Annotated in this window: 13 protein-coding genes; 10 read left to right on the top strand and 3 right to left on the bottom strand. The window is 69.9% G+C overall.

Features of this window, described 5'->3' with window-relative positions; all coding sequences use genetic code 11:
• Positions 1-43 precede the first annotated feature (43 nt).
• A complete protein-coding gene (ilvD, locus tag ACWD3I_RS47390) occupies positions 44-1,897 on the top strand; it encodes a dihydroxy-acid dehydratase (RefSeq protein ID WP_365410502.1) in 1,854 nt (617 codons plus the stop codon).
• A gap of 52 nt (positions 1,898-1,949) precedes the next feature.
• Here the strand turns inward: ilvD and ACWD3I_RS47395 are convergent, their stop codons facing one another.
• Complete coding sequence (locus ACWD3I_RS47395) at positions 1,950-4,031, bottom strand: serine/threonine-protein kinase (protein ID WP_365410499.1); 2,082 nt, start codon at positions 4,029-4,031, stop codon at positions 1,950-1,952.
• Between the two features lie 182 nt (positions 4,032-4,213).
• Between ACWD3I_RS47395 and ACWD3I_RS47400 the strand changes: the two genes are divergently transcribed.
• The 6 genes from ACWD3I_RS47400 to ACWD3I_RS47425 all read left to right on the top strand — a co-directional run bounded on the left by ACWD3I_RS47400 (position 4,214) and on the right by ACWD3I_RS47425 (position 7,142).
• A complete protein-coding gene (locus ACWD3I_RS47400) occupies positions 4,214-4,546 on the top strand; it encodes an SH3 domain-containing protein (protein WP_365410496.1) in 333 nt (110 codons plus the stop codon).
• 28 nt (positions 4,547-4,574) lie between these two features.
• The gene (locus tag ACWD3I_RS47405; RefSeq protein WP_365410493.1) at positions 4,575-4,913 is read left to right on the top strand and encodes a hypothetical protein; all 339 of its coding nucleotides are present in this window, start codon (positions 4,575-4,577) and stop codon (positions 4,911-4,913) included.
• A 141-nt stretch (positions 4,914-5,054) separates the two neighbouring features.
• Complete coding sequence (locus tag ACWD3I_RS47410; RefSeq protein WP_365410535.1) at positions 5,055-5,270, top strand: SH3 domain-containing protein; 216 nt, start codon at positions 5,055-5,057, stop codon at positions 5,268-5,270.
• Between the two features lie 139 nt (positions 5,271-5,409).
• A complete protein-coding gene (locus tag ACWD3I_RS47415) occupies positions 5,410-5,757 on the top strand; it encodes a hypothetical protein (protein WP_365410491.1) in 348 nt (115 codons plus the stop codon).
• Between the two features lie 56 nt (positions 5,758-5,813).
• Positions 5,814-6,320 (top strand): EamA/RhaT family transporter, encoded by a 507-nt coding sequence (locus ACWD3I_RS47420; RefSeq protein WP_365410488.1) that lies wholly within the window; start codon positions 5,814-5,816, stop codon positions 6,318-6,320.
• A 63-nt stretch (positions 6,321-6,383) separates the two neighbouring features.
• Positions 6,384-7,142 carry a class I SAM-dependent methyltransferase gene (locus tag ACWD3I_RS47425; RefSeq protein WP_365410485.1) on the top strand — a complete coding sequence of 253 codons (759 nt, stop codon included), beginning with the start codon at positions 6,384-6,386 and terminating at the stop codon, positions 7,140-7,142.
• Positions 7,143-7,170: 28 nt separating this feature from the next.
• On the opposite strand, the gene ACWD3I_RS47430 is transcribed toward ACWD3I_RS47425, so the two are convergent.
• Entirely contained in the window at positions 7,171-8,604 is a 1,434-nt protein-coding gene (locus ACWD3I_RS47430; protein WP_365410482.1) for a SulP family inorganic anion transporter, read from the bottom strand.
• Between the two features lie 282 nt (positions 8,605-8,886).
• On the opposite strand from ACWD3I_RS47430, the gene ACWD3I_RS47435 reads away from it, so the two are divergent.
• From ACWD3I_RS47435 to proC, 3 genes are all read left to right on the top strand, one after another.
• Positions 8,887-9,699: an ABC transporter ATP-binding protein gene (locus ACWD3I_RS47435; RefSeq protein WP_365410479.1), complete on the top strand. Its 813-nt coding sequence runs from the start codon at positions 8,887-8,889 to the stop codon at positions 9,697-9,699.
• Positions 9,696-10,484: an ABC transporter permease gene (locus ACWD3I_RS47440; protein ID WP_365410476.1), complete on the top strand. Its 789-nt coding sequence runs from the start codon at positions 9,696-9,698 to the stop codon at positions 10,482-10,484. Before ACWD3I_RS47435 ends, ACWD3I_RS47440 begins: the two co-directional genes overlap by 4 nt.
• A 100-nt stretch (positions 10,485-10,584) precedes the next feature.
• Positions 10,585-11,394: a pyrroline-5-carboxylate reductase gene (gene proC, locus ACWD3I_RS47445; protein ID WP_361496554.1), complete on the top strand. Its 810-nt coding sequence runs from the start codon at positions 10,585-10,587 to the stop codon at positions 11,392-11,394.
• 58 nt (positions 11,395-11,452) lie between these two features.
• Here proC and trpS read toward each other — a convergent pair whose 3' ends face one another.
• A complete protein-coding gene (gene trpS / locus ACWD3I_RS47450; RefSeq protein WP_365410473.1) occupies positions 11,453-12,472 on the bottom strand; it encodes a tryptophan--tRNA ligase in 1,020 nt (339 codons plus the stop codon).
• Between the last annotated feature and the right edge of the window lie 601 nt (positions 12,473-13,073).

Here is a 13,073-nt window from a genome sequence, read left to right on the forward strand (position 1 = left end):
TACGCTCGATAGCAGCCCTACCTGTCTGAAGGAGCGAGCGACGATGCCCGAGCTGAGGTCCCGCACAGTCACCCACGGCCGCAACATGGCGGGCGCACGCGCCCTTATGCGCGCCTCCGGTGTACCCGGTGCGGACATCGGCCGCAAGCCGATCATCGCGGTCGCCAACAGCTTCACCGAGTTCGTGCCGGGTCACACCCACCTCCAGCCGGTCGGCCGGATCGTCAGCGCGGCGATCGTCGAGGCCGGCGGCATCCCGCGCGAGTTCAACACCATCGCGGTGGACGACGGCATCGCGATGGGCCACGGCGGCATGCTGTACTCCCTGCCCTCCCGCGACCTCATCGCGGACTCGGTGGAGTACATGGTCGAGGCCCACTGCGCCGACGCCCTGATCTGCATCTCCAACTGCGACAAGATCACGCCGGGCATGCTCAACGCGGCCCTGCGTCTGAACATCCCCACGGTCTTCGTCTCCGGCGGCCCGATGGAGTCCGGCCGCGCCACGCTGGTCGACGGCTCGGTCCGTACGCTCGACCTGGTCGACGCGATGTCCGACGCCGTGAACGACAAGATCTCCGATGAGGACATGCTCCGCATCGAGGAGAACGCCTGTCCGACCTGCGGCTCCTGTTCCGGCATGTTCACGGCCAACTCGATGAACTGCCTGACCGAGGCCATCGGCCTCTCGCTCCCGGGCAACGGCTCGACCCTGGCCACCCACACGGCCCGGCGCCGGCTGTACGAGGACGCGGCCCGCACGGTCATGGACATCACCCGCCGCTACTACGAGCAGGACGACGAGACGGTCCTGCCGCGCGCGGTCGCCTCCTTCGCGGCCTTCGAGAACGCCATGGCCCTCGACATCGCCATGGGCGGCTCGACCAACACGATCCTGCACCTGCTGGCGGCGGCCCAGGAGGCGGGCGTCCCCTTCGGCCTGGAGGAGATCAACGAGGTCTCCCGCCGGGTGCCGTGCCTGGCGAAGGTGGCCCCGAACGTCGCGAAGAACCGCACGTACTACATGGAGGACGTGCACCGCGCCGGCGGCATCCCCGCCCTGCTGGGCGAACTGCACCGCGCGGGCCTGCTGCGGGAGGACGTCCACTCGGTCCACAGCCCCTCCCTGGCGGACTGGCTGAAGACGTGGGACGTCCGCGGCGGCTCCCCCTCCGCCGAGGCGCTGGAACTGTGGCACGCGGCCCCGGGCTGCGTCCGGTCCGCCGAGGCCTTCTCCCAGTCGGAGCGCTGGGACACGCTGGACGAGGACGCCGAGGGCGGCTGCATCCGCAGCGCCGAGCACGCGTACTCCAAGGACGGCGGCCTGGCCGTCCTCAAGGGCAACCTGGCGGTCGACGGCTGTGTCGTGAAGACGGCCGGCGTCGACGAGTCCATCTGGACCTTCGAGGGCCCGGCGGTCGTCTGCGAGTCCCAGGAAGAGGCCGTCCAGAAGATCCTGACCCAGCAGGTCAAGGAGGGCGACGTCGTCGTCATCCGCTACGAGGGCCCCAAGGGCGGCCCCGGCATGCAGGAGATGCTCTACCCGACCTCGTACCTCAAGGGCCGCGGCCTCGGAAAACTCTGCGCCCTGGTCACCGACGGCCGCTTCTCCGGCGGCACCTCCGGTCTGTCGATCGGCCACGCGTCCCCCGAGGCGGCGGCCGGCGGCACGATCGCGCTCGTCGAGGACGGCGACCGCATCCGCATCGACATCCCGAACCGCACCATCGAACTCCTCGTCGACGACGCCGAACTGGCCCGCCGCGAGGCGGCGCTGGGCGGGGTCTACGCCCCGAAGAACCGCGAGCGCAAGGTGTCGGCGGCGCTGCGGGCCTACGCGGCGATGGCCACGAGCGCGGACAAGGGCGCGGTGCGGGACGTCTCGAAGCTGGGCTGATCCTCAGGGTTCTGCCACGGGGGCCGCCTCTTCGGAGGCGGCCCTTTTCGTGTCACCAGGCCGAGGGGGTGCGGGCGTTCACGGAGAAGACGGTGCCGTCGGGGGCGGAGGCGTAGATGTGGGTGTTGGCGATGATCGGGTCGGGCAGCGCTCCCGCGACCTGGGCCGAACCCGAGCCCAGTCGAGCCGGCGTCTGCCCGAGCAGTTTGCCGTCACGGGAGTCCACGGCGAGCAGGCGGCCGTCAGGGGCGGTGACGTACACGTGGTTCCCTTCGGCGAGCGGCGCCGATCCCCGGGCCACGCCTGTCTCCAGACTCCAGCGCTGCTTGCGCGTGTTCATGTCGATGGCCACCAACGACCCGCCGGCGCCCATGAGGTAGACCCTGTCACCGTTCACCGTGCCATGGGCCTGCTGGAGCGGGGCGGGCAACGCCACCCGCTCCGAGGCCCCGTTGTCCGGCGTGTAGCGGATCACGGCTTCGGCGTCGCCGTAGACCGCGTCGACGGCGAGCAAATAGACCGATCCCCCAGCGGTGCCAAGGAGTTTCAGTGTCCCGTCCAGGTGCGCGTCCCACCGGACGGCACCCGTGTCGGGGTCGACTGCGGACACCCGGGTGCTCGATCGGACGTCGGACGTGCTCGTCGCGTAGGCCAACCGGTCTCCCGCGAACGAGACGAAGTACGGGGTCTTGTGCCCCGGTATCCGGCCGCTCCACTTCGTGTCGCCCGAAGCGCCGTCCAGACCGGTGACCGTTCCGTCGGCACCGGTGAGGAGAACCATGCCTCCGGCGCACACCAGCCCGCTGTACGAAGCCTTCCGCTGCCAACGTGCCGCGCCTGACGTGGGGTCGAGCGCATCCAGGCGTCCGCTGCGTTCCGGCGTGGGCTGTACGAGGCCGCCCGACACGAGCGGCGGGCCGCTCTGCGGCGTGGACGTGGAGCGCCGCCAGAGAAGGCGTCCGTCGGCAGGGTCGAGAGCGAAGACCAGTTCGCCCTGTGCGCAGAGCAACTTCCCTTCGCCGTACGAACACTTGGGGGTGCCCTTCGTGGGAGCCGCCACGGCCCAGTCCTCGAACTCGGCCGACTTGGTCTGCGCCGGACTGCTCCTCGGCGTCGCACGTTTGTCGTCGAGCAGGTGCACGCAGGCCAGTGTGACGACCACGGCGAGGCCGATCCCCCCGGCGCCGAACGCCGCCACCTTGCCGGACCGCCTCTTGGGCCGCCGCTCGGGCTCTTTGCCGCGGGGTTCCGGCTCGGAGACGTCAGCTGTCCGCTGCGCCGGTATGAACGCCTGCGTGTCGTACGAGGCCGCGACCGACCGCAACTCCCGCATCAACTCATCGGGTGTGGGCCGGTCTTCGGGTTCCTTGGCGAGACACCGTGCGATGAGCGGCGCGAGGTTCTCCGGTACGCCGGTCAGATCGGGCTCGTCGTGGACGACCTGGTACGCGACGACGTACGGGCTGTCGGAGTCGAACGGCCCACGCCCCGTGGCCGCGTGCACCATCACGGAGCCCAGCGCGAAGATGTCAGCGGCCGGCCCCACCTCTCGCGGCCGCCGGAACTGCTCCGGCGCCATGAAGGGCGGCGTGCCGATCAACTTTCCGGTCTCGGTGCGCAGTTCGCTGTCTTTTGGCCGGGAGATACCGAAGTCGATGACCTTCGGCCCGTCCTCGGCGAGCAGCACATTGCTCGGCTTGAGGTCCCGATGGACGACACCGACCCTGTGAATGTCGCGCAGTGCCTCGGCCAGTCCGGCCATGAGCCGACGCAACTGAGCCGGGGGCATGGGCCCGTTCCGCTTCACCTCGTCCGAGAGCGTCGGCCCGGGAATGAACAGAGTGGCCATCCAGGGCCGTTCGGCCTCCGGATCGGCATCGACGACCGGCGCGGTGAACGCACCGCTGACCCGTCGCGCCGCCGCGACCTCCTGCCGAAAACGCCCCCTGAACTCAGGGTCCTTGGAGAATGCGGCGTGCACGATCTTCACCGCGAGCGTCATCCCCGAGGCGCTGCGGGCACGGTGGACGACGCCCATGCCGCCGGACCCGAGACGCGACTCCAGACGGTAGTGACCGGTGTACTCGGGAAGTTCCGCTTCCGCGTCCGATCCGGTGTCCTGATGTGGCGCCATGGGACCACCCCCGTGCTGTTCGTCCGCGCGCGCGACGCACGGAGCCTAGTCGATGACTCGTGCGAGACAGAGGCGGCTTGCTAGCGTTCGTGTGCGAGTTGCGCACGCCTGTTTCGCGGCGTGTTCGAGGGGAATCAACGGGGTCCCACGACAACTGTGGGGCTCAACGGGGGAGTGCTTTCATGTCTGTTGAACGTGTCGAAGAGGTCGAGAGCGGGGACGAGACGCAGTCCGTCACCACCACGGCGGCCACGTCCGCCGCTCTGCGCTACTACTCGGTCGCCCCGGGCTATCGCCTGAACGTCCGTAGCGGTCCGGGCACCGGCTACACCATCGTCCGTGTCCTGGCCGAGGGTGCCAAGGTCCCGATCTGGTGCCAGACGCCGGGCACGAACATCGCCGGCCCGTACGGCACGTCGAACATCTGGGACAACATCGACGACGGCGAGTACGTCTCGGACGCGTATGTGAACACCGGCAGCGACGGCTACATCCGCCCGCGCTGCTCCCTCTGACATCGCCGCCGAAACCCGGGGGAACTCCATGACGTCCCTGAGACGCCGCTCCGTCCTGCTCGCCGGCCTCAGCGGCGCCTTCATCACGGTGGGCGCCGCCACCAGCGAGGCCGCGACCTTGCGCTATTACGAGGTTGCGCCGGGCTATCGCCTCAACGTCCGCAGCGGCCCGAGCACCTCCTACGGTGTCGTCCGTGTGCTCGCCGAGGGCGCGAGGGTCCCGATCTGGTGCCAGACACCGGGGGAGACGATCACAGGTCCCTATGGCACGTCGAACATCTGGGACAACATCGACGACGGCCAGTACGTCTCGGACACCTACATCCACACCGGCAGCGACGGCTACGTCGCCTCCCGCTGCGCCTGACTCCCCCTTTCACCGCCCAAGGAACCCCCATGTCATCCCTGAAGCGCAGATCCGTCATGCTCGCCGGCGCCTTCCTCATGGTCGGCGCCGCACACGCCGAGGCCGCGGTCCGTCTACTACGACACGGCCCCGGGCTATCGCCTGAATGTCCGTAGCGGTCCGGGCACCAACTACACCATCGTCGGTGTCCTCTCCGAGGGCGCCAAGGTTCCGGTCTACTGCCATAGGCCGGGCGAGACGGTGACGGGTCCGTACGGCACGTCGAACATCTGGGACACCATCGACAACGGCGAGTACGTCTCGGACGCGTACGTCCACACCGGCAACGACGGCTACGTAGCGGCCCGCTGCCCCTGACCCCCACATCCCAAGGGGAGGACAGGCGAGCACCGACCCGCGGACCGTCCTCCTCGCCGGCGCCACCGGAGCCCTCATCACGGCTACGTCCGCCCGCGCCGCGCACTCTGATCACCAGCAAGATCGAAAGGACCTCCACATGACATTGTTGAAGCGCGGATCCCTCGTGCTCACCAGCACCGCCGCAGCTTTCCTCACCGTCCTCGGTGTCGCCTCCGAGGCCGCCGCCGCGGGCTACCCGGTGGTCGGCACCTCGAACGTGAACGCCCGTAGTGGCCCGGGAACCAGCTACCAGATCATCAAGACCTACAAGCCGGGCACGACCATCTCGATCGTCTGTCAGACGCCGGGCGAGACGATCACCGGACCGCTCGGCACCTCGAACATCTGGGACAAGACCTCCGATGGAGTCTTCGTCTCGGACACCTACGTGAAGACGGGCGCCGACGGCTACGTGACCCAGCGCTGCTCGGGTTCGGGTTCGTGACCAAGGGCTGCTGAACCCCCTCGGAGCCCGCGGCCACCCGGAGCCATAATCGACCTGTGAGCGACGACAACGGCATCCAGGAAACCCCCGCGGGCTCCGCACCAGGCCCCCGCCCCGAACCCATCCGTTTCTTCGGCACGACCTGGGTCGACCACGACAACGGCTACCCGGCCCGCCGCGTCGGCGCCGCCATCGGCTCCCTCGCCGCCGCCGTCGGCTCCTGCCTCGTTCTCCGCTTCGCCTTCCAGGGCCTCCAGATCGCGGACATCGGCAGCTTCGTCACCCTCCTCATGGTCGTGATGTTCGCGATCTGCAGCGCCCTCGCCTTCCGCCACACCTGGGAGGGCTTCACCAAGCGCGCGGACCCCGACCGCCAGGCCTCCCTCCGCGGCCTGCTGGCCATCGGCTTCGTCGGCTCCCTCCTCGCCTACTTCTTCCGCTCCCTCGCGGAGGCCCCGGGCGAGAAGCTCCACCGCGAGGAGTACGACACCGCCCGCAAGCAGTACGAGAAGCGCACCACCCGCCGCACCGGCAACCCGTCGAAGAAGCGCCGCCGCTCCTAGCCGGACCCCGCCTCACACCGAAAAATCACCGCTCTCTTCGCCGAACCCGGCCACCATGGCCGTATGACGGCTCCCTCGCACACCGCCCGCGCCCACTCCTTCAACGCGGCCGCAGCCCAGTACGCGGCGAACCGCCCCTCCTACCCGCCCGCCCTCTTCGACGCCGTCGAGGACCTCGCCGGCCGTCCCCTCACCGGCTCCCGCGTCGTGGACGTCGGCGCCGGCACCGGCATAGCGACCGCCCTCCTGCACGCCCGCGGCGCCGACGTACTCGCGGTCGAACCCGGCGACGGAATGGCCGCCCAGTTCCGCCGGTCCCACCCCGACATCCCGATCGTCCGCGGCAACGGCAACACCCTGCCCCTCGCCGACGACTCCGCCGACTTCCTCACCTACGCCCAGGCCTGGCACTGGACCGACCCGAACCGCGCGATCCCGGAGGCCGTCCGCGTCCTGCGCCCGGGCGGCGCGCTCGCCCTGTGGTGGAACACCGACGCCCTCGACGTGCCCTGGCTCGCCGAGGCCGCCGAACGCATCGGACGCCACTTCGAGGTGAACATCCACGAGGAGAAGCGCAACGTCAACGCCCGTGCCGTCGACCCCGCCGAGCGCCTCGACTTCACCCGCCGCGAGGTCCGCTGGAGCCGCCGCATCACCGTCGACACCCACATCGCCAACATCGCCAGCCACTCGACCTTCCTGGTGGGCGGCGAGGAGGGCGCCGCCTTCCTCGCCGAGGAGCGCGCCCACCTGATGCGGGCCTTCCCGGACGGCATCGTCGAAGAGGTCTACGACGTCATCCTGCTGCTCGCCACGGCCTGAGCCCCACCGAGCCCTGCCGAGGGCCGCCTCACGGCGTCGCCCTCCCGCTCACCGCCAACGCCTGGCCCCGCCCGGCGGCCCACCCCTCCAGGGCCGCCGCGCACGCATGGTCCAGATGCCGCAGCCCGCCCAGCTCCAGCCGCACCTCCCGGTCCCGCGGCAGCGCCTCCAACGCGTCCAGCAGCTTCGGCAGCCGCAGGAACGTCGCATGCCCCAGCACCCGTACGACGATCCCCGCCTCGCCTCCGTCCTCGGTCTCCACATGCACATGGCTGGCGTCCCACGCGGTCTTCGCCACCGCCAGCGCCAACCCCACCAACACCCCCTCGAAGAGATTGCCGACGACGATCGCCGCCGCCGTCACCACCAGCACGACCACCTCCCCGCGATGCCCGCGCCACAGCACCCGCACCTCCCGCACCGGCACGAGCTTGCACCCGGCGTGCACCAGCAGTGCGGCCAGCGCCGCCACCGGAATCACCCCGAGCACCCCGGGCACGACGACCGTGAAAAGCAGCAGCCACACCCCGTGCAGCACCCGGGACGCCTTGGTCCGTGCACCCGCCCGGACATTCGCCGCGCTGCGCACGATCACCGCGGTCATCGGCAGGGCGCCCAGCACCCCGCACACCGCGTTGCCCGCGCCCTGCGCGATCAGCTCACGGTCGTAGTCGGTACGCCGTCCGTCGTGCAGCCGGTCCACCGCCGCCGCGCTGAACAACGACTCGGCGGACGCGATCAACGCGAAGGCGATCACGGTCCCCAGCACGCCCACTTCCGTGAGCCGCCCGAGATCCGCAGCCTCCGGCAGCCGCACGGCATCCAGCAGCCCCTTCACCTCGACCCGCCGCACCCCCAGGCCGAACACCCCGGTCACCGCCGCCGCGAGGCCGACCGCGACCAGTGGCGCGGGCACCAGGCGAGCCCCGCGCTTCCATCGCGGCCACAGCAGCAGTACGGCAATGGTGGCACCCCCCACTGACAACGCCACCGGGTCCACCAGACCGGGCAGCGACACCAGCCCGGCGAGCTTGCCCAGGCCGCCGGCGGGCGCGTTCGCGTCGCCCATCGCGTAGACCTGACCCGCGATCAGGACGAGACCGATGCCCGCGAGCATCCCCTGGACCACGGCCACCGACACGGCCCGGAACCACCGTCCCAGCCGCAGCGCCCCGAGCCCCAACTGCACCAGTCCGGCGCCGAACACCAGCACCCCGAGCGCCCCGACCCCGTACCGCTGCACGGCCTCGTAGACGAGCACCGTCAGCCCCGCCGCCGGACCGCTCACCTGAAGGCTGCTGCCGGGCAGCACCCCGGCGACCAACCCTCCGACGATCCCGGTCACCAGCCCCAGCTCGGCGGGCACACCGGAGGCTATGGCGACTCCCACACAGAGCGGCAGCGCCACGAGAAACACGACGAGGGACGCGAACAGGTCGGCCTTGCCTACACCACAGCGCATGACAGGAGCACCTCCGACGATCGACGACGGTCACGGGATACGGGGAGATGCGTGGGCGCCGTGCCGGGGGAGGGCACGGCGAACCTGGGCGCGCGGCATATGACCTCGCACTGAAATCCATTGTCGAGAACGGGAGTTGATCGCGCAGCCGCTTCCCGAGGCCATCAGGGGGATCCGGGAGCACGCGAACCGGACCGCGCACTTCCGATCACGCCGCCGTGCGCCGGGTCGCCGAACACCACCGGCTTGACGGCACCCGCCCACGAGAGCAGTATTCATCACATGATGAATTACTCCTCCGGCCCACCCGACACCGCCACGCAGACCGCCGAGAGCCCCGCCGTCCGAGCCGAAGGCCTCACCGTCGTCCGAGGCCCCCGCACCGTCCTGCGCGGCCTCGACTTCACCGTCCCGCGCGGCCAGATCACCGGCCTGCTCGGCCCCTCCGGATGCGGCAAATCCACCCTCATGCGCTCCATCGTCGGCACCCAGGCCAAGGTCACCGGCACCCTCGACGTCCTCGGCCGCCCCGCAGGCCACCCCACCCTGCGCACCCACATCGGCTACGTGACCCAAGCCCCCTCCGTCTACGACGACCTGACCGTCCGCCAGAACCTCGACTACTTCGCCGCGATCCTCGCCCCCGGCCACGCCGCCACCGACCGCCGCCACTCCGACGTCACCCGCGTCATCGAGGACGTCGACCTCACCAGCCACGCCGACGCCCTCGCAGGAAACCTCTCCGGCGGCCAGCGCAGCCGCGTCTCACTGGCCGTGGCACTCCTCGGCACACCGGAACTGCTGGTCCTGGACGAACCGACCGTCGGCCTCGACCCCGTCCTCCGCCGCGACCTCTGGAACCTCTTCCACGACATCGCCACCCAGCGAGGAGCGACCCTGCTCATCTCCTCCCACGTCATGGACGAGGCCGAGCGCTGCCACCGCCTCCTCCTCATGCGCGAAGGCGAGATCCTCGCCGACGACACCCCGGACGCCCTGCGCACCCGCACGGGCGCCGAGACCGTCGAAGCCGCATTCCTGCACCTCGTGGACGAGGCCGTGGCAGCCGGACGCACGAAGGAGACGACCCGATGAGCACGACGACCGCCACCACGACCGCCACCCCGGCCCCCACCAGCGCCCTCAGCGTCTCCCGCACCCTCGCCACCGCAGCCCGGGTACTGCGCCAGCTCCGCCACGACCCCCGCACCATCGCGCTGATGATCCTGATCCCCTGCGTGATGCTGTTCCTGCTGCGCTACGTCTTCGACGGCAGCCCGCGCACCTTCGACAGCATCGGCGCCTCCCTCCTCGGGATCTTCCCGCTGATCACGATGTTCCTGGTCACCTCCATCGCCACCCTGCGCGAACGCACCTCCGGCACCCTCGAACGCCTCCTCGCCATGCCCCTGGGCAAAGGCGACCTCATCGCCGGCTACGCCCTCGCCTTCGGCACCCTCGCGATCATCCAGTCCGCCCTCGCCACCGGCCTCGCCGTCTGGTTCCTCGGCCTGGACGTCACCGGCAGCCCCTGGCTGCTCCTCCTGGTCGCCCTGCTCGACGCACTCCTCGGCACCGCACTCGGCCTCTTCGTCTCGGCCTTCGCCGCCTCCGAATTCCAGGCCGTCCAGTTCATGCCGGCCGTGATCTTCCCCCAGCTCCTCCTCTGCGGCCTGTTCACCCCCCGCGACAACATGCACCCCGTCCTGGAGGCCATCTCCGACGTCCTCCCGATGTCCTACGCCGTCGACGGCATGAACGAGGTCCTCAAGCACACCGACATGACCGCCACCTTCGTCCGCGACGCCCTGATCGTGGCCGGCTGCGCACTGCTCGTCCTCGCCCTGGGAGCGGCGACTCTGCGACGCCGCACCGCATAGCCCGGCGCACGTCCCGCCAACCGGACAGCCGAGCCGCACCCCCACCCCCGGTGCGAGGATGAACCCCGGACGACGCAACCCCCGGAGGGCACCCGCAGCCATGACCCAGAAAGTCGCAGTCCTCGGCACCGGCAAGATCGGCGAAGCCCTGCTCAGCGGAATGATCCGAGGCGGCTGGGCCCCGGCCGACCTCCTGGTCACAGCCCGCCGCCAGGAACGGGCCGAAGAGCTCCGCGCGCGCTACGGAGTCAACCCGGTCACCAACGCCGAGGCCGCCAAGACCGCCGACACCCTGATCCTCACGGTCAAGCCGCAGGACATGGGCACCCTCCTGGACGAACTCGCCCCCCACGTCCCCGCCGGCCGCCTGATCATCAGCGGCGCGGCAGGCATCCCCACCTCCTTCTTCGAGGAGCGCCTCGCAGCAGGCACCCCGGTCGTCCGCGTCATGACGAACACCCCCGCCCTCGTCGACGAGGCCATGTCCGTCATCTCCGCCGGCACCCACGCCACCGCCGAGCACCTCGCCCACGCCGAGGAGATCTTCGGCGCCGTCGGCAAGACGCTCCGAGTCCCGGAGTCCCAGCAGGACGCCTGCACGGCCCTCTCCGGCTCCGGCCCGGCGTACTTCTTCTACCTGGTCGAAGCCATGACGGATGCCGGCATCCTGCTCGGCCTGCCCCGCGACAAGGCCCACGACCTCATCGTCCAGTCCGCGATCGGCGCCGCCACGATGCTCCGCGACAGCGGCGAACACCCGGTCAAGCTCCGCGAGAACGTCACGTCCCCCGCGGGCACCACGATCAACGCCATCCGCGAACTCGAGAACCACGGCGTACGAGCCGCCCTCATCGCCGCCCTCGAAGCCGCCCGCGACCGCAGCCGCGAGCTGGCCTCAGGCAACAGCTGACCATCCGCCGCCCCCTGCTCCATCCAGCTCAGGGGGCGGCGGCCCGGCACACGCTGGCCTAGACGGTCACCGCGATATCAGCGGCCGCCGGCAGCAGCCCGATCGCCCGATACGCCGCATCGACGGTCGGCCGGGCCATCGCCCGAGCCTTCTGAGCACCATCCCGCAGCACCCCCTCCACATAGCCAGGATCCGCGCACAACTCCTTGTGCCTCTCCTGCACGGGCCTGAGGACCTCGACCACGGCCTCCGCGGTGTCCTTCTTCAAGGCGCCGTACGACTCGTATACACCGCTCAGCGCCTCCGGGTTCCCACCCGTGCACGCCGCGAGGATCTCCAGCAGATTGGCGAGGCCCGGCCGAGCCTCCCGGTCGTAGACGACCTCTCGCCCGCTGTCGGTCACGGCCCGCATGACCTTCTTCCGCACCACGTCCGGCTCGTCGAGCAGATAGACGATCCCGGGTCCGGTGTCATCGCTCTTCCCCATCTTCGAGAGCGGCTCCTGCAGGTTCATCACCCGCGCGGCCACCTTCGGAGGCGTGGCCCGGGGCACCACGAACGTGTGCCCGTACCGCTGGTTGAACCGCACCGCGACATCCCGCGCCAGCTCCACATGCTGAGCCTGGTCATCACCCACCGGCACCTCGTCGGCCCCGTACGCCAGGATGTCTGCCGCCATCAGCACGGGATACGTCAGCAGCGACAGCCGCACACTCCCGCCCCGCTCCCGCTCGCGCGCGGCCTTCTCCTTGTACTGGATCATCCGCCGCATCTCGCCGTCCGTGGCCACGCACTCCAGCAGATACGACAGTCGCGCGTGCTCATCCACATGACTCTGTACGAACACGGTGCACAGCTCCGGATCCAGCCCCGTCGCCAACAACAACGTCGCCGCCTGCCTACTGAGCCGCCGCACCCGCGCCGGGTCGTGCTCCACGGTCAGCGCGTGCAGATCGACGACACAGAACAGGGCGTCGGCCTGGTGCTGATCGACGGCTGCCCACCGCCGCATGGCCCCCAGGTAGTTCCCCAGCGTCAGATGCCCGGTCGGCTTGACCCCACTGAAGACTCGCGTCATCTCTCTTCCACCTCCTGGTCGAGACCGCCGTCCCCGCCGGCCGGCCCTCAGGAGCTCTGGAGGGAGATACGAGAACGGCCGCCGAAGCGGCGGCCGTTGAGTGCATACGTAGGACCGGCCGCCGTCAGGCGGCCCACCACTGCTGGGTGTACGTACGCGTCGTCATGCGCACCAGGGTACGCCGCCAGGGTCCCGTCCGGGGGTGAGTTGACACTCCCCGTGCCGATACGTAGTGTTCTCCGAGTTGTCCGACGTGAGCGCCGACTCCGGTCGGTCCCCGGACAGCCATTCCGCAAGTACCAACCTCTAGTCGACCGCAGTCGATCAGACTGCTGTCTTCTCTATTGGCATGCGTATTTGCGAAATGAGGAATCCGCGTTCGAAAGGACGCAGCCCCGATTAGCGCGGGGCCACGGAGTCCGCTAAAGTCTCACTCGTCGGAACGGCCCAACAGCCGGGAAGGCAAGCCCCTCTGACTGGGAGTCAGGCCCGAAAGGATCTGATAGAGTCGGAACCGCCGGAAAGGGAAACGCGAAAGCGGAAACCTGGAAAGCACCGAGGAAATCGGAACCGGAAACGGTCTGATAGAGTCGGAAACGCA

It is taken from the genome of Streptomyces sp. NPDC002817, from assembly GCF_053592055.1.